Source organism: Streptacidiphilus alkalitolerans (genome assembly GCF_042511045.1).
In the GTDB taxonomy this organism is placed as follows: Bacteria; Actinomycetota; Actinomycetes; order Streptomycetales; family Streptomycetaceae; genus Streptacidiphilus; species Streptacidiphilus alkalitolerans.
This window is the reverse complement of sequence record NZ_JBHEZX010000007.1, coordinates 298,621-316,435: the sequence shown is the minus strand read 5'-3', so window position 1 is coordinate 316,435 and position 17,815 is coordinate 298,621. Positions and strand designations below refer to the sequence as shown.

Sequence of the window (17,815 nt, the reverse complement as noted above, 5' to 3'; positions counted from 1 at the left end):
CGGGGTGCGGGACTGCGTTGCTGAGTCCCGATAGCCATAAAGCTAATGCGATTAGCTTTGACTGTCAATCGACCCGGCGCAGCCGCCAGTCAGCGCGGCCCCCAGTCAGCGCAGCCGCCAGGGAGTGCGCACACCCGAGGCGAAGGCGGCCTGCCCCTCGGCCAGGGAGGCGGGGTCGTTGCCCAGCTGGACCAGGGTCTTGCCCACCTCCAGCGCCTGCCGGTAGCCCAGCTCCTGGGCGTACCAGACGGCGCGCAGGGTGGCCTGGACCGCGAGCGGCGGCTGCGAGGCGATGGCGGTGGCCACCCGCCAGGCGGCGTCCAGCAGTTGGGCCGCCGGGACCACCTCCTGGACCAGGCCGATCTGATGGGCCCGCTGCGCGGACAGCCGCTCGTACGCGCCGGTGAGCTGCATCCGCATCACCTCGCCGAGCGGCATCCGCTGCAGCATCGCCATGGACTCGAAGACCGAGGCCATGCCGTAGCTGGTGTGCGGGTCGAAGAAGGTGGCGTGGTCGGCGGCGATGATGAACTCCACCTGTCCGAGCAGGTAGAACGCACCGCCGCAGGCCATGCCGTTGACGGCGGCGACAACCGGCTTCCAGAGGTCGCCCGCGGTCTTGGGGCTGATCCAGTCACCCGGGTCGTCGAAGTGCAGCGGGGTGCCGCCGCGGGTGCCGATCGGCAGGTCGGGGTCGTCCAGCGCGGTGCGGTCGACGCCGGTGCAGAAGGCGCGGTCGCCCGCGCCGGTGAGCACGACCGCGCGGACCTCGTCGTCCTCGCGCAAGTCGCGCCACAGGGTGCGGAGTTCGCGCATCATCGCCAGGTCGAAGGCGTTGTGGACCTCCGGCCGGTCCAGGGTGACCTGGGCGACGTGGTCGCGCAGTTCGTAGCGCAGGGTCGTGAACGGCACGGGGGCCTCCGGTCGTGGCTGCTGCACGGGTCTGGCCGCACGGGTCTGGCGGATAGAATCAGAACACGTTCTACTTGGTTGCCGGGGCAGAGGGAAGAGCGAAGGGCGAAGGGGCGGGGATGCGCGAACAGCGGCACAGCCGGCGGGTGATGATGGACCCGGAGCAGCGGGACGCGTTCCTGCGCGGGCAGCGGACCTGCCGGATCGCCACGGTCTCGGCGGACGGGCGGCCGCATGTGACGCCGCTGTGGTTCGTCTGGGACGGGTCCGCGCTCTGGCTCTACTCGATCACCAGGAGCCGGCGCTGGGCCGAGTTGCAGCACGACCCCCGGGTGGCCGTCGTGGTCGACGCCGGCGAGGAGTACGGGGAGCTCCGCGGGGTGGAGCTGACCGGCAGCGTGCGGCAGGTGGCCGAGGTGCCGCGGACCGGGCTCCCGTACCGGGGAGCGGCCGACCTGGCCGGGGCGGAGAAGCTCTTCGCGGAGAAGTACGGGTTCGGCGAGGTGATGTTCCACGACGGGCGGCACGCCTGGCTGCGACTGGACCCGGACACCCTCACCAGCTGGGACTTCGCCAGACTCAGCGGCGACTTCACAAGGTAACGCAGGTCACAGCGGTTTCAGCGGTTTCCGTGCCGCGGTCTGAAACGATGTCAGCATGGACGAAGCAGTGCAGGCCGACCATCCCGACGCGGCCGGGGTGATCTCCGGCTTCGTGGATCTGCTGCGGTTGGACGACATCGACCTCAACCTGTTCCGCGGCTGGTGCCACGCGGGCGCGCCGCTGCGGGCCTTCGGCGGCCAGGTCGCGGCGCAGGCCCTGGTCGCGGCCGGGCGGACGGTGGAACCGGGACGGCTGGTGCACTCGCTGCACAGCTACTTCATGCGCCCCGGCGATCCGCGCCGCCCGCTGGTCTACGAGGTGGAGCGGCTGCGCGACGGTCATTCCTACACCACCCGCCGGGTGACCGCGATCCAGCGCGGGGAGGCGGTGTTCACCCTGTCCGCCTCGTTCAAGAAGCCGGAGCCGGGGCCGGACCGGCAGCGGGCCATGCCGGTGCTGCCCGACCCGGAGCGGCTGCCCGACCCCTATGCGGACTGGGCCAAGGCCGGCAGCACCGACCCGGAGAACTACTGGGCCTCCACCGGCCGGCTGACCCTGGAGATGCGCACCGTGCCGCCGGGCTCCGAGGGGCTCCCCGGGCGGGCCGCGGGGGTGGAGGAGCAGTTCGTCTGGCTGAAGTCGGCGTCCAAGCTGCCCGCGGACGATCCGCTGCTGCATGTGTGCGCGCTGGCCTACCTGTCGGACCTGACGCTGGCCTCGACCGCCGCGCTGCACCTGCAGCTGCCCCGCTCCCGGCGCACCGGGCCGCCGACGGTCAGCCTGGCCTCGCTGGACCACGCGATGTGGTTCCACCGGCCGTTCCGGGCGGACGAGTGGCTGCTGTTCGCGCAGCGCAGCCCCACCTCCTCGGACGGACGGGGGCTGGCGCACGGCGAGTTCTACACCCGGGAGGGGCTGCTGGTGGCCTCTGTGGTGCAGGAGGCGCTGATCAGGGAGAAGCGGCAGCACTGACCCGGCACCGACCCGGCCGGGAGCTGGACCGGGTCGGTCCGTGGCCTGAATCCTGCGGCACACTGAACCCTTCGGCGGCGGAACGCGTACAAAGGCTTTGACAGAGGACGGGCGAAACTCTCGCCCCTCCCCCCTCAGCTCTGCCGGGAGTAGACATGTCCGACGAAGCGCCCCGCGTCATCACCCACCCCCGCCGTACCGTCCTCGCCGGAGTGGGAGTCGCCGGAATCGGTGTCGCGCTCACCGCCTGCGGTTCGAGCGGGGGCAGCACGACCGCCGCGGCACCGACCGACCAGGCGTCACCGAGCGCGGCCGACTCGGCCCCGTCCACGGCGCCGGCCCCGGCCGGCAGCGCCGCCGGCGGCGGCGGAACCGCGCTCGGGGCCACCTCCGAGGTGCCGGTCGGCGGCGGCAAGGTGTTCACCGCCGAGAAGGTCGTGGTGACCCAGCCGAAGGCCGGCGAGTTCAAGGCGTTCACAGCGGTCTGTACGCATATGGGCTGCACCGTCGGAAGTGTCTCCGGCGGCACCATCAACTGCCCCTGCCACGGCAGCCAGTACCACATCACCGACGGCACGGTGGCCCGCGGTCCGGCCCCGTCCCCGCTGGCGCCGGAGACCATCAGCGTGGCGAACGGGGAGATCACGCTCTCCTCCTGACCCTCCCGCTGACCGCTCCGCCAGGGAACGAGAACACCGTTTCACCGGTGTGGACCGGCATGTCAGGTCCACACCGGTATGGTGATCTGATCCGGTGTCATACACCTGCAACACCGTTCCCGGTACCATGGCGGGGTGTCCAAGGTAGACCTGTCCCCACGGCCGGTCGAGGCTATGTCTCCCCGCCAATTGGAACGCCGCAAACACCTGATCAGAGCCGCGATCGATCTGGTCGCCGAGATCGGCGTCGAGCGCGTACAGATGAAACAGGTGAGCGAACGCTCAGGGGTCGCCCTCGGGACGACCTACCGGTACTTCTCCTCCAAGGACCATCTGCTCGCCGCCGCCGTGTCCGACTGGCGGGGCATGCTGATGAGCGACCTGGCCGCCGAACTGCGCGCGACCTCCGCGCCGCTCGGCGGCACCGAGCGGGTGGTCAGATTTGTGCACCGGGGCATGCGGGCCTTCCAGCGGCAGCCGCACCTCGCCCATCTGCTGGTGGCGGTGACCGTCTCCACCGACCCGTTCGCCAGCGAGGCGGTGGACGCGATGGCCAACGCCGGACGCGCCTCGCTGCTGGCGGTGATGCCGGAGGTGCCGCTCGCGGCGCGCAGCGTGCTGCCGCACATCATCGACTCCGCCTGGCAGAGCGAGCTGGTGGCCTGGGTGACCGGGCGCAGCACGCTCGGCGACGCCTATCTGCGGCTGGAGGAGGTGATCCGGCTGGTGCTGGCCCCGTACAGCACGGTCGCCGCGGTCGCCGTGGGGTCGCCGGTCAGCGCTCCGGGCTGAGCAGCTCGGTGCGCCCGTGCTCGGCGAAGCGGGCGTGCAGCTTCTCCACGTCCTGGGCGGTGAGCGGCCGGTACCCGGCCGAGGTCGCGCGCGCCGCGCCGTAGGGCCGCCAGAGCACCAGGTCGCCGGACAGCGACCAGCGGGCCGCCCGCAGTTCCGCCTTGGCGGTCTTGTGGGTCGCGGTGGCGGGCATGGTCCGGACGAAGCGGACGAAGCGCGGGGGCATCTTGGTGCCCAGGTCGGGCTGGGCGGCGAGGAACTCCGCGAGCGCGGCGGCCAGGGCGGGGGCGTCGGCGGGCCCGGCGGAGTGCCCGGGGCGGAGCTGTACCGCGGCCATCACCTGGTCCCCCGCCACCGGGTCGGGGACGGCGTAGACCGCGACCGCCTCGGCGGCGTCCCAGCGGCCGAGGATGTTCTCGATGTCGGCCACGGCCAGGTTCTCGCTGTCCACCCGGAGCCAGTCGGCGCTGCGCCCGGCGAAGCGGAACCAGCCCTCGGCGTCGCGGTGGAACAGGTCGCCGGTCCAGTACCAGCCGTCGCGGGTACGGGCCGCGCCCGCCTCGGGGTTGCGCCAGTAGCCCTCGAAGCCGGCCCGGGCGGTGCGGTTGACCAGTTCGCCGATCGCCTCGGCGCCGTTGACCAGGCGGCCGGTGGCGTCGAAGCGGGAGCGCGGGCACTCGGCCCCGGTCTCCGGGTCCACCACGGCCAGGTCGTCACCGGGGCCCGAACCGGCCCGGCCGACCGCGCCGGGCGGGGCGGCCGGGTCCTGCCGCAGGTTGCAGCCGCCCTCGGAGGAGCCGTAGCCCTCGACCAGGCGGCAGCCGAAGCGCCGCTGGAAGCGGTCGGCGTCCACCGCCCCGGCCTCGGTGCCGAAGCCGAGCCGCAGCGGGCTCTCGGCGTCGTCCGGGCGCGGGTCGGTGGCCAGGACGTAGGAGACGGCGCGGCCGACATAGGTGAAGTATCCGGCCCGGTAGCGGCGCACATCGTCCAGGAAGTGCGAGGCGGAGAAGCTGCGGCGGAGCGCGACCGTGCCGCCGGCCAGCAGCATCGGGGCCCACAGGGCCATGGTGGCGTTGCCGTGGAACAGCGGCATGCAGGCGTAGCCGGTGTCCTCGGCGGTCAGTCCGAACATCTGGCACAGCTTCTCCCCGGCCCGGGCCAGCCGCCGCTGGCTGCAGATGACCGCCTTCGGGGCACCGGTGCTGCCGGAGGTGAAGGTGAGCAGGATCCGGGTCTCCGGCGCGGGCGGCAGGGCCGGCGCGGCGGCGTCCAGGTGGTCGGCGAGCAGGGCGGAGTAGTCGGGGCTGTCGCTGTCGAGCACCGGCATCGGCAGGCCGAGGCCGTCCAGCAGCGGGCGCCGGGCCGCCTCGGTGACCACCAGGGCGCAGTCGGTGTGCTGGATGTCGCGGCGCAGGTCCGGGCCGCGGCGGGTGGGGTTGATGCCGACCGCGGTGGCCCCGGCGAGGGCGCAGGCCTGGAGCCAGTAGACGTACTCGGGGGTGTTGTCCAGCAGCAGGCCGACATGGGGCCGCACGTCGGGGTGGCGCCGGCGCCGGTCGGCGAGCAGCGCGGTGACCAGCGCGGCCCGGGCGCAGGCGGCGCGGAACACCTCGTCGTGGCTTCGGGTGAAGCCCTCGCCGACCAGGCCGGGCCGGTGCCGGCCGCGTTGCGCCAGGATCGCCCCGACCAGAGTCGCCTGCCGCTCGGTTCCAGGCATCACGGTCCACCCCGTCCACCGCTTCTGACGCTCCGTCAGTTCATAGCGTTGATACCGCTACGGGGACGAGGGCACAAGGGGAACGGCTGAGCCGGTCCCGCTCACGCTTCCGGCTTGGCGCCCCAGGCGAGGTGGAGGATGGCGAGGTCGTCGGCGTGGCGGCCGGCGTTGAGCCGCTGGGTGGTGCGGACCAGGTGGTCGAGCAGCGGTTCGGCGGCGCGGTCGCGGGCCCCGTCCACGAGTCGGACCAGTCCGGCGGTGCCCAGGCGGTGGTCGCCGAGGCCGTCGTAGCCCTCGATCAGGCCGTCGGTGAAGAGCATCAGCGCCCCCGCCTCGGGCAGGCGCAGCCCGCTGGCGTTCCAGCTGCGGCCACCGGGCAGCAGGCCGAGCGCGATGCCGTGCCGCACCTCCGGGGGCCGGGCCCCGGCGGAGTCGATGAGCAGCGGCTCGTGGTGCCCGGCGTGGTAGAGCACCGCGGAGCGCGCGGCCGGGTCCAGGGTGACGGTGGAGCAGGTGGCGAACATCTCGCTGCGCGGGCGCTCCGCGATCAGTACCTGTTCCAGCAGGTCCAGCAGGTCCACGCCGCGGTGCCCGGCCAGGATCAGGGCCCGCCAGGCGATCCGCAGGCAGACGCCGAGCGCGGCCTCGTCCGGACCGTGTCCGCTGACGTCGCCGATCACCGCGTGCACGATGCCGTCCGCGGTCTGCACCACATCGAGGAAGTCGCCGCCGAGCAGCGCCCGTTCGCGGCCGGGCAGGTAGCGGCTGGTCGGCACGACCGCGTCGGTCCGCAGCAGCGGGGCGGGCAGCAGCCCGCGCTCGAGCCGGGCGTTCTCCCGGGCGTGGATCCGGTTCTCGCGCAGTTCGGCGCTGGCCCGCTCGGCGTTCTTGCGGTGCACCGCGTAGCGCAGCACCCGCTGCAGCAGTTCCGGTCCGACCGATCCCTTGACCAGGTAGTCCTGGGCCCCGTTGGCCACCGCCAGGGCGCCGGCCCGGGATTCGGCGAGGCCGGTGAGGACGATCACGGCGGCGCCGGGGCAGGCCTCCTCCACGGTGCGGACCGCCCTGATCCCTGAGGCGTCGGGCAGGTGCAGGTCGAGCAGGACGCAGTCGGGGGCGGTCCTGGCCAGCTCGGCCAGGGCCTCGGCCATGGTCTGCTTCCAGCTCAGGGTGTGGGCGATGTCGGTGTCCCGGAGGAGTTCCTCGACCAGCAGGGCGTCCCCGGGGTCGTCCTCGACCAGCAGGATGCTGTAGTTCTCGGCGTCGCTGCCGGGGGTGCGGATCGGTGTGGTGAGGGCGTCGGAACTCATGGCTGCGGCTCCGCGGCGCCGGTGAGCTCGGCGGTGGCGGCGACCAGGGACGCCGGCGGTTCCAGCGGCAGGGTGAAGCTGATCCGGGTGCCGGAGGCGCGGTCGGGGTCGACCTCGATGGTGCCGCCGTGGTACTCGACGATCTTCTTGCACATGGCCAGTCCGATGCCGTTGCCGGGATAGGCGTCACGGGTGTGCAGCCGCTGGAAGATCACGAACACCCGGTCCGCGTACTCGGGGCTGATGCCGATGCCGTTGTCGGTGACCGCGAACCGCCACAGGTCCTCGCCGCGCTCGGCGGAGACGTGGATCCGCGGCGGGCGGTCCGGGGCGCGGAACTTGATCGCGTTGGTGATCAGGTTCTGCAGCAGCATCCCCATCTGGGTGGGGTCCACGGTCAGGGTGGGCAGCGGGTCGTGGGTGATCTCGGCGCCGGACTCCTCGACCGCGAGGGCGACCGCGTCCAGGGTCCGGTCCAGGATCTCGCCGAGGTCCACCGCGGCGTAGGAGGTGTTGACCCGGCCCACCCGGGAGAACGCCAGCAGGTCGTTGATCAGGGTCTGCATCCGGTTGGCGCCGTCCACCGCGAAGGCGATGTACTGGTCGGCGCGCTCGTCCAGCTTGTCCGCGTAGCGGCGCTGCAGCAGCTGGCAGAAGCTGGCGACCTTGCGCAGCGGCTCCTGCAGGTCGTGCGAGGCCACGTAGGCGAACTGCTCCAGTTCCGCGTTGGACCGGCGCAGGTCCGCGGCCTGGTCGTCGAGCAGTTGCCGGGCCCGGTCGGCGAAGACCAGTTCCTCGGCCAGCCGCCTGCGCATGCCCTCGACGTCGGCGGCGAGCAGCCTGAGGTCGGCCGGGCCGGTGGCGGCGTCGACCGGGTGCTCGAAGTCGCCGCCGCTGACCCGGCGGACGTCCTCGGACAGCACCTCCAGCGGGGTGGTGACGCCGCGTCGGAGGCCCTCGAAGACCAGGGCGGCGAGCAGCAGGATGACCACGGCGATGGCGGTGAAGATCCAGCTGCGCAGGGTGTCGATCCGGTCCAGGGAGGCGCGGGCGGTGTCGCGCTCCTGCTGGAGGTGCTTCTGCTGGACCGCCGCCGCGGTGCGGATGGCGTCGAACTCGGCCTTGCCCCGATCGGCCGTCAGCACGGCCAGCGGCACCGCCTTCCCGGCCGGGGCCGCGGCGACCGGACGGGCCACCGTGGCCTGCCAGCTCTCGGCCCGGGCCAGCACCTGGTCCAGGTCGGCGGTGGCGGTGCGGTCGTGCGCGAGCAGGACGCGGAGCCTGGCCACGGCGTCCTTCTGGTCGGCCAGCCCCTCGGTGTAGGGCTTCAGGAAGTCCGTCTGTCCGCTCAGGCCGTAGCCGCGGACCCCGGTCTCCTGGTTGATCAGGGCCCCCTCCAGCCGGACCGCCTCGATCAGCGCGGGAGAACTGTGGTCGACCATGGTCGAGGTCTCCGAGGACGCCTGCTGCAGCACCCAGCCGCCGAGGCTGCCGAGGACCAGCAGGACCACGAGGGCGGTGAGCACCCCGGTACGCAGCCACTGGCGCGTGGTCCAGCGGCGCCAGGGGCGCTGCTGCTCAGTAGTGGCGCGGACTGCCACGTCCGTGACCTCTCTCCCGGTCTCGCCCGTGATCCGCGTCCGGTGCGGCGGGCGGGGGACACCCTACCCCGGCACCGACAACCTCTGTTGTCCACGGGTGGGGTCACCGCATAGTCTTCAGCCATGTCCGGCACCCCGCGCACCCTTGTGCTCTCCGAAGAAGAGATGGCGGCGATCGCCGACGCGGCCGTCGCCGACCTGGCCAGGAGGCTGGCCGACCGGGCCTTCCGCCCGCTGTACGACGCGGGCACCGCCGGCCACGACACCGTCAGCCACGAGATCGTCGACGGCGAGGCACTGGCCCGGCTGCACGCCCTGGTGCAGCTGCAGCGGGCGGTGGAACGCCAGAAGGACCGGGCCGCCGAGCTCGCGGTGCGGGCCGGAGCCGGCTACCCCCAGCTCGGCCAGGCCTGCGCGATGAGCCGCCAGGGCGCCCGTCGGCGCTGGCCGGGACTGGTCACCACCGGCGGTGCCCCCGCCACCCGCAGGACCGTTTCCCCCACGCAGCACCCCGCCCCGATCGACCGGAGCCACTGATGGCCGCTCTCGCCCCCGCCCGCCCCCGCGACATCCTGCTGGTCGAGGACGACGCCGCCGACGCCATGCTGATCGAGGAGGCCCTGCTGCAGCTCGGCGCGGCCCGGACGATCACCCTGGTCCAGGACGGCGTCGAGGCCCTGGAACATCTGCGCGACCCGGACCTGGCCGTCCCCGACGTGATCGTGCTGGACCTCAACATGCCGCGGATGAACGGCAAGGAGCTGCTCGCGGTGCTCAAGGAGGACCCCCAGCTGAAGGTCGTCCCGGTGGTGGTGCTGACCACCTCCAGCTCCCCCGGCGACGTGTCCGACGCGTATCGGCGGCATGCCAACGCCTACATCACCAAGCCGGTGAACCTGGACGAGTTCATCCATGCGGTGCAGAGCATCGACGCCTTCTTCCTGGACACGGTGACCGCGAACCCGCGCGACGACGCCTGAGGACGCCGGGGCCGTGCGGAGCGGCATTACAGAGACGTAACACGGTGGTGCACCTGGGAGGTCCTCGGGTGCGCCACTGTTGCGTATACCGATGGTTGAACGGCCGAACCCGGGGCAGACGCTCTCCCGGCCCACTGGCCCCAGGTTTCCCGAGCAGGATGGGTGAGCACAGTTGACGACGCACTATGAACTGACCTTCCCGGTGTCGGCTCTCGACCGGACCCCGGCCACCGCGGTGATCGTGCGCCGCACCGCCGCGCAGGGCCCGGGCGGGCACCCGATCTACAGCGACGAGACCGGCGCCGTCCGGGCCGAGATCAGCGACCGGGGCGAGTGCCGCGTGCTCGCGACCGGCGTGCGGCAGCGCCCCCGCCGCCCGATCAGCTGCCGTCCGCTGCCGTCGGAGGACAGCGCCGTCGCGGCCTGAGCAGGTCCCCTTCCCCGGTCCGGTCCCGCTGAGCGGGCCGGACCGCTTTGGCATGCGCAACACCGGGCGGAGCCGGGCACGGTGGGTGATACGCGTGTGACCCGTGTGGTCCATGACCGGTTTATGAGCAATAAAGAAGGTAAGCAGAAGGGAACAGACCACAGGAGGGACGGTTCCGATGGACGCGTACACGGTCTCGGCCGAGTTCTACGACGTGCTGCAGGGACGGGACGAGCGGGAGCGGGCCGAGAGGCTGTTCGCCTCCCCCGCGCGGCGGGCCCGCAGCGGGATCGTCGAGGTCGGGGCCGGGTCCGGTCTGGTGACCCAGGTGCTGGCGCGGGCGGCCACCGTGCCGGTGCACGCCATCGAGCCGAATCCGGCGATGCGGGCGCTGCTGATGTCCCGGCTGGCCGCCGCGCCCACCGAGCACCGGGCCCGGGTCACCGTCCACCCCGAGCGGGTGCAGGAGCTGTGGCCGAGGCAGGACGTGCCGCAGGCGGACCTGGCCGTGTGCAGCAACGTCATCGCCACGCTGGACCCGGGCCAGCGCCACGGCACCTGGGCGGCGCTGGCCCGGCTGGTCGGCCCGCAGGGCCTGCTGCTGGTGGACCCGCCGCCGTGCGCGCTGCCGGAGGCGCCCCGTACCAAGGTGCTGCCGCAGGTGCCGGTGGGCGACGACACCTACTCCGGGTTCCTCAGCGAGACACCGGAGACCGACCACATCCATCTGGAGTACACCTACCAGGTGCACCGGGACGGGGAACTGCTGCGCGAGGAGCGGGAGGAGTTCGACCTCTGGCCGGTCGCCGGCGAGGAGCTGCGGCAGGAGCTGGCCGACGCGGGCTGGGTGGTCTGCCGGCCGTCCCCCGCCGCGCCGGGCCGCGGCGAGCTGCTGACCGCCCGGGTGGCCGAACACCTCTGAGCCGCCGCTGCCCGCGCGGCCGGGTCAGCCCTGAGCGGCGGTCAGTTCCGCCTGGGGTAACGGTACTGACAGCGCCGGGGCCGCCCGGCCGTCGTTGCCCGCCAGTACCGCCCTGACCAGCTCCAGCACCTGGAACCGGGAGCGGGAGCCCTCGTGCGACGGCCGCACCAGGCCCTGGGCCAGGAACTGCCGGACCGTACGGGCGCAGGCCGCCGCCGGCAGCCCGGTCAGCAGCACCGCGTCGCCGATGGACCAGTCCGGGCCGTGCGCGGCCAGCAGCCGCAGGGCGCGTGACCCCGGCTGGTCCAGGGCGGTGGTGCGGCCGTGCAGCAGCGTCAGCAGGTCGAGCAGGCCGTCCTCGGCGCTGCCCCAGAGGTCGTGCTCCACGCAGTCGAGCACGGTGTCCGGGTCGAGCAGCAGGAACAGCGCGGCGACCGCCTCCAGCGCGGCCGGGATGCCGTCCACCCGGCGGACCACGGCCGCGACGGCGGCGGCGTTGTCCCGGTCGATCCGGAAGTCGTCCCTGACCAGGTCGATGCTGCGGCAGAGCAGTTGCACCGAGGGCATGGCCGCCAGAGCGGCCGGGTCCTGCGGGCCGGTGCGGTCGGGCCGGTCGGGCACGCCCAGCGGCCAGAGCGGGAGCACCCGTTCGCCGGGGATGCCGAGCCTGCTGTGGGCCGTGCACAGCACCCGCAGCTCCGGACGGCTCCGCAGCAGGCCCATCGCCTGCGGCAGCCTGGAATCCCCCGGCCGCACGTCGTCGAGGACCAGCAGCAGCGGTCGACCGGGCCGCCCGTGGTCGGTGAAGGGTTCCAGCAGCGGTTCCAGTGCCGGCTCCAGCGGCGGGCTCCAGCGGACGCCGAAGCCCGCGGAGCCGCGGAGCAGCGCGGCGGTCTGCAGCGCCAGCCTGGTCTTGCCGACCCCCGGCAGGCCGGTGACCACCCCGAGCCGATGGGTTCCGGGCACCAGCAGGTCCCGGAGCAGGGCCAGTTCGGCGGCCCGGCCGATCAGCGCGTCCAGCGGCTGCGGCGGGGCGAACCGCTCCAGCCGATCGTCCTCGGGGCCGGTGGGCTCCGGCCCGTCGAGGTCGGGGACGGAACCGACCCTCGCGCTGCTCTCCAGCTCGGCCAGCTGGTTCCCGCTGAGGCCGAGCCCCGCGCCGATGAGCCGCACGGTCTCGACGCGCGGACGGTGCACCCGTCCCAGTTCGAGATCGCGGATGGCCCGGACGCTGACGGTCGACAGGTCGGCCAGCTGCCGCTGGGTGACGCCGCGTCGAATACGGTGCCGTCGGAGAATATCTCCGAACCGGCTGTTATTTCTCAACGTTTCCATACCGCCGCCATCGCGTGGAAGTTATCCGGAACGCCGTGCCGGCGCCGCCGGAAACCGATAGGGGGTTGAATTCGGGTGGATCAGTGACCGGGGCCGGTTCCGTCCCAGGTGAAATCATTCGGCGTGGCGCCTGCGGCTGTGTGCTGCACGGATGCCCGTGCGACGGCTGTGGCTCCGGCGACCACCGGGGCCACGGCGAGTGCGGCGGCCGCACCCAGGATGAGAACGCGTCGAATACAGCTGGCTGCCGCAGTCCGGTTCAGCATTTTCCCTCTTTTCTCGGAGAAAGGGGCAGGTGCCGCGCCTCCGTACGGCCGGCGTCGGCATCTGGATGCACTCTCCCTGAATGCGGGGTGGGACGGGTACCATCCGCTGGTCTGCATCTTCCCGCGCGCACAAAACTGCAGGTGGCACATGAAGGTTATTTGGGACGACTCCACACAGTTCTCCCTCAGCGAGGCCGCCCAGGACGCCTATGTCGACATCGCCAGGAACCCGCTCGCCGCGACCGGCCATGCCCCGGGGGCCCTGGCTGAACTGCGGGAACTGGGCCTGATCACCTCGGGCCCCGACGGCTCCGGGGTGATCGCCGTCGATCCCAAGCTGGTGGCGCAGGGGCTGACCGCCCGCTGGCGGGCCCAGGCCGCCTCCCTCGACTGGCAGGCGAGCACGCTGGAGCGGCAGCTCGCCCCGCTGGCCGAGACCTACCGCCAGGCCGGGGTGCAGATCGACCGCTCGGCCGGCCTGGAGCGGCTGGAGGGGCACCAGGCGATCAACTCCTTCATCCGCACCGCCGTCGGCAACGCCCGGGTGGAGGCGCTCACCGCGCAGCCCGGCGGCGCCCGCTCCAGCGCCTCGCTCGAAGCCTCGCTGCCGCACACACTGGCCTGCCTGCACCGCGGGGTGGCCGTCCGGACGCTCTACCAGAGCACCGCCCGGGTCAGCGGCGCGACCAGGCAGTACGTCCGCGCGGCGATGGACGCCGGGGCGCAGATACGCACGCTGGACCACTACTTCGAGCGGCTGATGGTCTTCGACCGCAAGGTGGCCGTCATCCCCGGCGACCCGTCCCGCACCACCGCGCTGGCGATCACCCAGCCCGATCTGTGCGGCTACCTCGCGGAGAGCTTCGAGCACATGTGGGACCGGGCCGTCGAGTTCCTGCCCACCGACCCGATCAGCGCCACCACCGAAGTCGTGCCGGGGGTGCGGGAACTGATCAAGGATCTGCTGCTGGCCGGCTACACCGGCGAGGTGATCGCCCGGCGGGTCGGGCTGAAGACCCGCGCCTTCCAGGACCACATCGCCGCGATCAAGGCGCAGATGGAGGTCAGCACCCTGGTCCAGCTCGGCTACGCCATCGCCGTCGAACGCTCCCAGGCCCCGGGCCTGCGCAGACCCGACCCCGCCGGCGCGCCGCCGGAGCCGGTGGCAGAGGTCGAGGACGAGGACGGAATCTAGCGCCGGGCGGAGAAGGCTCCGTCCAGGCCGCGCAGCAGGAGTTCGGCCGCGGTGGACGCCGCCGTGCTGTTGCCGTCGGGCAGGAACTCGACCAGGTCGAGGCCGATGATCTCGCGTCGGCCGCACAGTGCCTCGACCAGTTCCACCGCCTGCAGATGGCTGTAGCCGCCGGCCACCGGGGTGCCGGTGCTGGGCATCACCAGCGGGTCCAGGAAGTCGACGTCGATGGTGACGTAGTACGGGATGTCCCCCGGCAGCGTGGCCAGCACCCGTTCCAGGTCCGCCGTCGCGGCGCTGACCCCGGGCCAGGACGACACCTTGGGCGAGGGGTCGGGCTGACGGGTGATCAGCTGGCGGATGCCGAACTGGACCAGCCGCTCCACCCTCGGGTCGCCGACCAGCCAGTCCATGAAGTTGCCGTGGTGGCACTCCTGGCGCCAGTCCCCCTGCCGCGGCCGGCCGAAGTCCAGGTGCGCGTCGAAGTGGATGATGCCGATGCCGGGGCCGTCCTCCGGCCGGGCGCTGAGCACCCCGCGCACCGAGGGCAGGGTGATCGAGTGGTCGCCGCCCAGCACCACCGGGAACTTCCCGGCGCCGACCACGGCCGCGGTGGTCCGCTCCAGGGCGAGCAGCGAGTCGCCGTTGCGGGTGTGCACATCGGCGGTGATGTTCCCGGCGTCGGCGATCCGGACACCGGCCAGCACCTGCCGTCCGCGGACCGGGTCGAACATGCCGGGGGCGTCGTCCAGCCCCGCCGTCCGGAACAGCGAGCGGCTGGCGTTGCGCAGGTAGTGCGGTCCGAACCGGGCCCCGGGACGGCCGGTGACGCCCACGTCGTAGGGGATGCCGACCACGACAACGTCGCAGCGGCTGTCCCTGAGCGCGGCGGCCAGATCGACCCGGCGGGCGCCGAAAAGGCCCTCCCCAGGCGGCTCGGTCCCGGCCGCCGGACCCGGCGCCGGGTGGGGCACCAGCAGGCCCAGGTCGACCAACTGCCGCAGCAGCGGCGCCGAGGCGGCCTCGCCGGGGGCGGCCGGGACGGCGAACCGGTCCAGCAGGCCCATCGCCCCCGGCCCGAGCAGCACCTGCTGGCCGGTCCTGGCGTTCCAGAGGATGTCCTTGGCCCCGTCCCGGCCCGCCCGCAGCAGGTCGGGGTCGACCACCAGCGTCGCCGGGGCGGTCATTCGGCCGCTCCCTGGGCCGGTCCCTGGGCCACCAGTTCCGGTTCCGGCAGCGGGCCGTCCTGCTGCTGCTCCTGGCGCGGCAGGACCAGGTAGGCGAATCCGGCGGCCAGCACGATGAACAGCCCGGCCACCGCGAAGAGGGTGTCGATCCGGCCGAAGCGCATACCGGCGAAGCGGCCGTGGAAGTTCCGCAGCACCGTGCTGGCCAGCCAGCCGGCCACCACCACCGAGAGCATCGAGGCGAGTTGGTTGACCGGGTTGAACACCGCCACCATCCGGCCCAGGTACTCCTGCGGGGTGGCCTCCAGCAGCAGCGGGGTCATCGCGGTGTTCAGCATGGCGACCGGGATCGAGAACGCGGCCAGGAAGGCCAGGCCGCTCCAGAAGTCGGTCTGCCGCGCGTAGCCGACCACCAGCAGTCCGGTGATCAGCAGCGCCGCCCAGGTGGTGGTCCTGGCGCCGAGCCGGCGGACCACCCGTCCGGCCCACAGCGATCCGGCGATGGCGCCGATGCCGAACGCCATCGACATGAAGCCGTACAGGTGCGGGGCGGTGTGCAGGTTCTCGGTGACGAAGAAGACGTCCAGCGAGTTGATCGCCCCGGTGCCGCACTGGGCGATCACGGCGATGGCGAGCAGCGCGACCAGGAACCGGTTGCCGACGAAGAAGCGCAGCCCCTCGCCGAACTCCTTGAACAGGCTGGACGACGCGCTGGGCGCGGCACTCGGCGCGGCGGCCGGATCGGCGGGCGCCTGCTCCGGCTCCTCGATCCGGACCGAGCGGATCGCCACATAGGAGAACACATAGGAGACCGCGTTGATCAGCAGCGCCCACTGCACCCCGACCGTGAACAGCAGCGGCGCGGCCAGCGGCGGGCCGACGATGGCGGCGGTCGCCGTGGTCGCCTGGCTGATGCCGGCCGCCCTGGTCCGGTCGGCCTCCCCGGTGACGATCTGGCCCAGCACCGCGAACCGGGCCGGGCCGAAGAACTGCCCGGTGGCGTTGACGCCGAACACCACCGCGTAGACCAGGCCGAGCCAGAGGTAGACCGGCAGCGCGCTGGTGGGCAGGAAGGACAGCACGGCGAGGATCCCGACCAGCACCGCGCGGATCACCTCGGTGCGCAGCATGGTGCGGCGCCGGTTCCAGCGGTCGACGAAGACCCCGGCCAGCGGCCCGACCACCAGCACCGCGGCGCCGACGGCGAGCAGCACCCCGCTCACCGCGGCCGGCGCCCAGGACCTGTTCTTGGCCAGCACCGTGGCCACCCACAGCACCAGTGTGGTGTCGAAGACGTAGTCGCCGACGGTGGAGACCGCGTGGCCGTACCAGAGCCTGGCGTAGTTGCGGTTGATGAGCCTGCTGCTGATCGTCTGCATGGGTCAGCGGCCCCGCCCGGCCCGGTTGGACGCGGTGTCGGCCAGGCCCCCGGCGAGTTCCAGCACCTGGCTGAGCAGCCGCGACTCGTCCGGGTTGAGGTGCTGCAGTCCGGCCGAGATCCGGTTGATGGCCTCGGTGTTGGCCGCGGCCCCGGAGCTCACCGCACTGGCCGCCGCGGCCTGACGGTTGCTCAGCCGCAGCCGCTGCAGCAGCTCCAGACCCATCGCCGCCTGGCTGGCGAGCAGGCCGAGCAGTTCCAGCGTCCGCAGCTCCTCCTCGTCCTCCTGGGCCCGGTCGAGCACCTCCAGCACGCCGATGCACTCCCCCGCGCGGAACAGCGGGGCGGCGGCGACGGTGCGCGGCACGTAGCCGGTGGACTCCGCCGCCTCGCCGGAGAACTGGTCGGACTCGTCCAGGTCGTCCGCGAGCATCGGCTGGCCGCAGGCGGCGACCCAGCCGGCGATGCCGGTCCCGGCCGGGAACCTGGTGCCGACCAGGTGCTCCTCGCCCTGTCCCGACACCGCCTCGAAGACCAGCTCGCCGGTCTCCTCGTCGATCAGGAAGACCGAGGACGCCTCGGCGCGGAACGCCGCCTGGGCGACCTCGACCACGCACTGGAGCAGTTGCTGCCCGCTGATCTCACACTCAGACCCCCACATCGACGACTCCGGCATCGACGCCCTCGCGTTCCCGTCCATGTGACCCTCCCAGGTTTCCGGTGACGTTTCTTGCGGTGTGGAACAGGACCGTCTTCAGCTGGAACGGTGTCAGCCAGCGGTGCTTGCCGAGGACCAGGGCGCAGAGCCCGGCGACATGGGGAGCCGCGAAGCTGTTCCCGGTGCCGACCTTCTCCCGTCCCCCGGTCCAGGGGACGGTGACCTTCACTCCGCGTGCGAAGAAGTCGACCGGCGGAGCGGCGTTGTAGTAGTGGAGCAGCGGGTCGGGTTCATTGTGGCTGGCCACCGAGATCACCGAGGAGAAGTTCCACGGGTAGCTCTGCACCGGCATGTTGTGGGCCGACACCACCAGCGCGCAGCGCCGGAAGTAGGCCAGGTCGGCGAGCTCGCGCAGGGCCGGCTCCAGCGCCGGCAGGGTGGTCGACAGGCTGAGGTTGACCACGTCGAACCGCTGCTCCACCGCCCAGGTCAGCCCGGCCAGCAGGGCGCCGCCGCTGCCGTACTTGCCCTTGGTGAGCACCCGGACCGAGGAGAGCGAGACGGCCGGGGCCAACGAGCGGATGATCCCGGCGCAGGCGGTGCCGTGGCCGGCCAGGTCCTCGCCGTCGCCCTCCTCGACCCTGGCCGTGCCGTCGTCGCCGATGACCACGGACGCGGCCCGCTCCAGGCCGCCGACGGCCGGATGGGCGGCGTCCACCCCGGTGTCCACCACGCAGACCCGCACGCCGCTGCCGTCGGCACCGCCCCAGGCCCACTCCGGGGTGATCTCGGGGAACTCGCTGACCCGGAACTCCTCCAGGGCCATCGAGGAGGTGGGCGCCCCCCAGGCCGGCACCCCGGGGAACTTCCGCGGTCGCGGCCGCAGCCATGGCGGCTCCTGCAT

18 protein-coding genes are annotated in these 17,815 nt (G+C 72.7%); 9 read left to right on the top strand and 9 right to left on the bottom strand.

Annotated elements, in window-relative coordinates:
* Positions 1-105 precede the first annotated feature (105 nt).
* Complete coding sequence (locus tag ACEZDG_RS18765; RefSeq protein WP_380510674.1) at positions 106-912, bottom strand: enoyl-CoA hydratase/isomerase family protein; 807 nt, start codon at positions 910-912, stop codon at positions 106-108.
* Positions 913-1,031: 119 nt separating this feature from the next.
* Between ACEZDG_RS18765 and ACEZDG_RS18760 the strand changes: the two genes are divergently transcribed.
* From ACEZDG_RS18760 to ACEZDG_RS18745, 4 genes are all read left to right on the top strand, one after another.
* The gene (locus ACEZDG_RS18760; protein ID WP_380510671.1) at positions 1,032-1,514 is read left to right on the top strand and encodes a pyridoxamine 5'-phosphate oxidase family protein; all 483 of its coding nucleotides are present in this window, start codon (positions 1,032-1,034) and stop codon (positions 1,512-1,514) included.
* Positions 1,515-1,569: 55 nt separating this feature from the next.
* Complete coding sequence (locus ACEZDG_RS18755) at positions 1,570-2,487, top strand: acyl-CoA thioesterase (RefSeq protein ID WP_380510668.1); 918 nt, start codon at positions 1,570-1,572, stop codon at positions 2,485-2,487.
* A gap of 155 nt (positions 2,488-2,642) precedes the next feature.
* Entirely contained in the window at positions 2,643-3,146 is a 504-nt protein-coding gene (locus tag ACEZDG_RS18750) for a Rieske (2Fe-2S) protein (protein ID WP_380510665.1), read from the top strand.
* A gap of 174 nt (positions 3,147-3,320) precedes the next feature.
* Positions 3,321-3,938 carry a TetR/AcrR family transcriptional regulator gene (locus ACEZDG_RS18745; RefSeq protein ID WP_380510988.1) on the top strand — a complete coding sequence of 206 codons (618 nt, stop codon included), beginning with the start codon at positions 3,321-3,323 and terminating at the stop codon, positions 3,936-3,938.
* Here the strand turns inward: ACEZDG_RS18745 and ACEZDG_RS18740 are convergent.
* The 3 genes from ACEZDG_RS18740 to ACEZDG_RS18730 form a co-directional block, all read right to left on the bottom strand.
* Positions 3,922-5,655 carry an AMP-binding protein gene (locus ACEZDG_RS18740; protein ID WP_380510662.1) on the bottom strand — a complete coding sequence of 578 codons (1,734 nt, stop codon included), beginning with the start codon at positions 5,653-5,655 and terminating at the stop codon, positions 3,922-3,924. The two genes, ACEZDG_RS18745 and ACEZDG_RS18740, sit on opposite strands and share 17 nt — an antisense overlap.
* Positions 5,656-5,756: 101 nt before the next feature.
* A complete protein-coding gene (locus tag ACEZDG_RS18735; protein WP_380510659.1) occupies positions 5,757-6,965 on the bottom strand; it encodes a PP2C family protein-serine/threonine phosphatase in 1,209 nt (402 codons plus the stop codon).
* The gene (locus tag ACEZDG_RS18730) at positions 6,962-8,566 is read right to left on the bottom strand and encodes a sensor histidine kinase (protein WP_380510656.1); all 1,605 of its coding nucleotides are present in this window, start codon (positions 8,564-8,566) and stop codon (positions 6,962-6,964) included. Before ACEZDG_RS18730 ends, ACEZDG_RS18735 begins: the two co-directional genes overlap by 4 nt.
* Positions 8,567-8,689: 123 nt before the next feature.
* Here ACEZDG_RS18730 and ACEZDG_RS18725 point away from each other — a divergent pair, with 123 nt between their 5' ends.
* The 4 genes from ACEZDG_RS18725 to ACEZDG_RS18710 all read left to right on the top strand — a co-directional run bounded on the left by ACEZDG_RS18725 (position 8,690) and on the right by ACEZDG_RS18710 (position 10,895).
* The gene (locus ACEZDG_RS18725; RefSeq protein ID WP_380510653.1) at positions 8,690-9,103 is read left to right on the top strand and encodes a hypothetical protein; all 414 of its coding nucleotides are present in this window, start codon (positions 8,690-8,692) and stop codon (positions 9,101-9,103) included.
* Positions 9,103-9,546, top strand: coding sequence for a response regulator (locus ACEZDG_RS18720; RefSeq protein ID WP_380510651.1), 444 nt, complete (start codon positions 9,103-9,105; stop codon positions 9,544-9,546). Before ACEZDG_RS18725 ends, ACEZDG_RS18720 begins: the two co-directional genes overlap by 1 nt.
* A gap of 172 nt (positions 9,547-9,718) precedes the next feature.
* The gene (locus tag ACEZDG_RS18715) at positions 9,719-9,973 is read left to right on the top strand and encodes a DUF6296 family protein (protein WP_380510648.1); all 255 of its coding nucleotides are present in this window, start codon (positions 9,719-9,721) and stop codon (positions 9,971-9,973) included.
* Positions 9,974-10,151: 178 nt separating this feature from the next.
* Complete coding sequence (locus ACEZDG_RS18710) at positions 10,152-10,895, top strand: class I SAM-dependent methyltransferase (RefSeq protein WP_380510645.1); 744 nt, start codon at positions 10,152-10,154, stop codon at positions 10,893-10,895.
* A 24-nt stretch (positions 10,896-10,919) separates the two neighbouring features.
* On the opposite strand, the gene ACEZDG_RS18705 is transcribed toward ACEZDG_RS18710, so the two are convergent.
* Positions 10,920-12,230: a helix-turn-helix domain-containing protein gene (locus ACEZDG_RS18705; protein WP_380510642.1), complete on the bottom strand. Its 1,311-nt coding sequence runs from the start codon at positions 12,228-12,230 to the stop codon at positions 10,920-10,922.
* 414 nt (positions 12,231-12,644) lie between these two features.
* On the opposite strand from ACEZDG_RS18705, the gene ACEZDG_RS18700 reads away from it, so the two are divergent.
* Positions 12,645-13,691 (top strand): hypothetical protein, encoded by a 1,047-nt coding sequence (locus ACEZDG_RS18700; RefSeq protein WP_380510639.1) that lies wholly within the window; start codon positions 12,645-12,647, stop codon positions 13,689-13,691.
* Here ACEZDG_RS18700 and ACEZDG_RS18695 read toward each other — a convergent pair.
* The 4 genes from ACEZDG_RS18695 to ACEZDG_RS18680 are packed head-to-tail and all read right to left on the bottom strand — an operon-like array spanning position 13,688 to position 17,815.
* Positions 13,688-14,875 carry an arginase family protein gene (locus tag ACEZDG_RS18695; protein WP_380510636.1) on the bottom strand — a complete coding sequence of 396 codons (1,188 nt, stop codon included), beginning with the start codon at positions 14,873-14,875 and terminating at the stop codon, positions 13,688-13,690. The genes ACEZDG_RS18700 and ACEZDG_RS18695 overlap by 4 nt on opposite strands.
* Positions 14,872-16,254, bottom strand: a complete 1,383-nt coding sequence (locus tag ACEZDG_RS18690) for an MFS transporter (protein ID WP_380510633.1) — start codon at positions 16,252-16,254, stop codon at positions 14,872-14,874. Before ACEZDG_RS18690 ends, ACEZDG_RS18695 begins: the two co-directional genes overlap by 4 nt.
* Positions 16,255-16,257: 3 nt before the next feature.
* Positions 16,258-16,914 (bottom strand): GAF domain-containing protein, encoded by a 657-nt coding sequence (locus ACEZDG_RS18685; RefSeq protein WP_380510630.1) that lies wholly within the window; start codon positions 16,912-16,914, stop codon positions 16,258-16,260.
* Positions 16,901-17,815, bottom strand: a complete 915-nt coding sequence (locus tag ACEZDG_RS18680) for a S8 family serine peptidase (protein WP_380510627.1) — start codon at positions 17,813-17,815, stop codon at positions 16,901-16,903. The genes ACEZDG_RS18685 and ACEZDG_RS18680 overlap by 14 nt, the downstream gene beginning before the upstream one ends.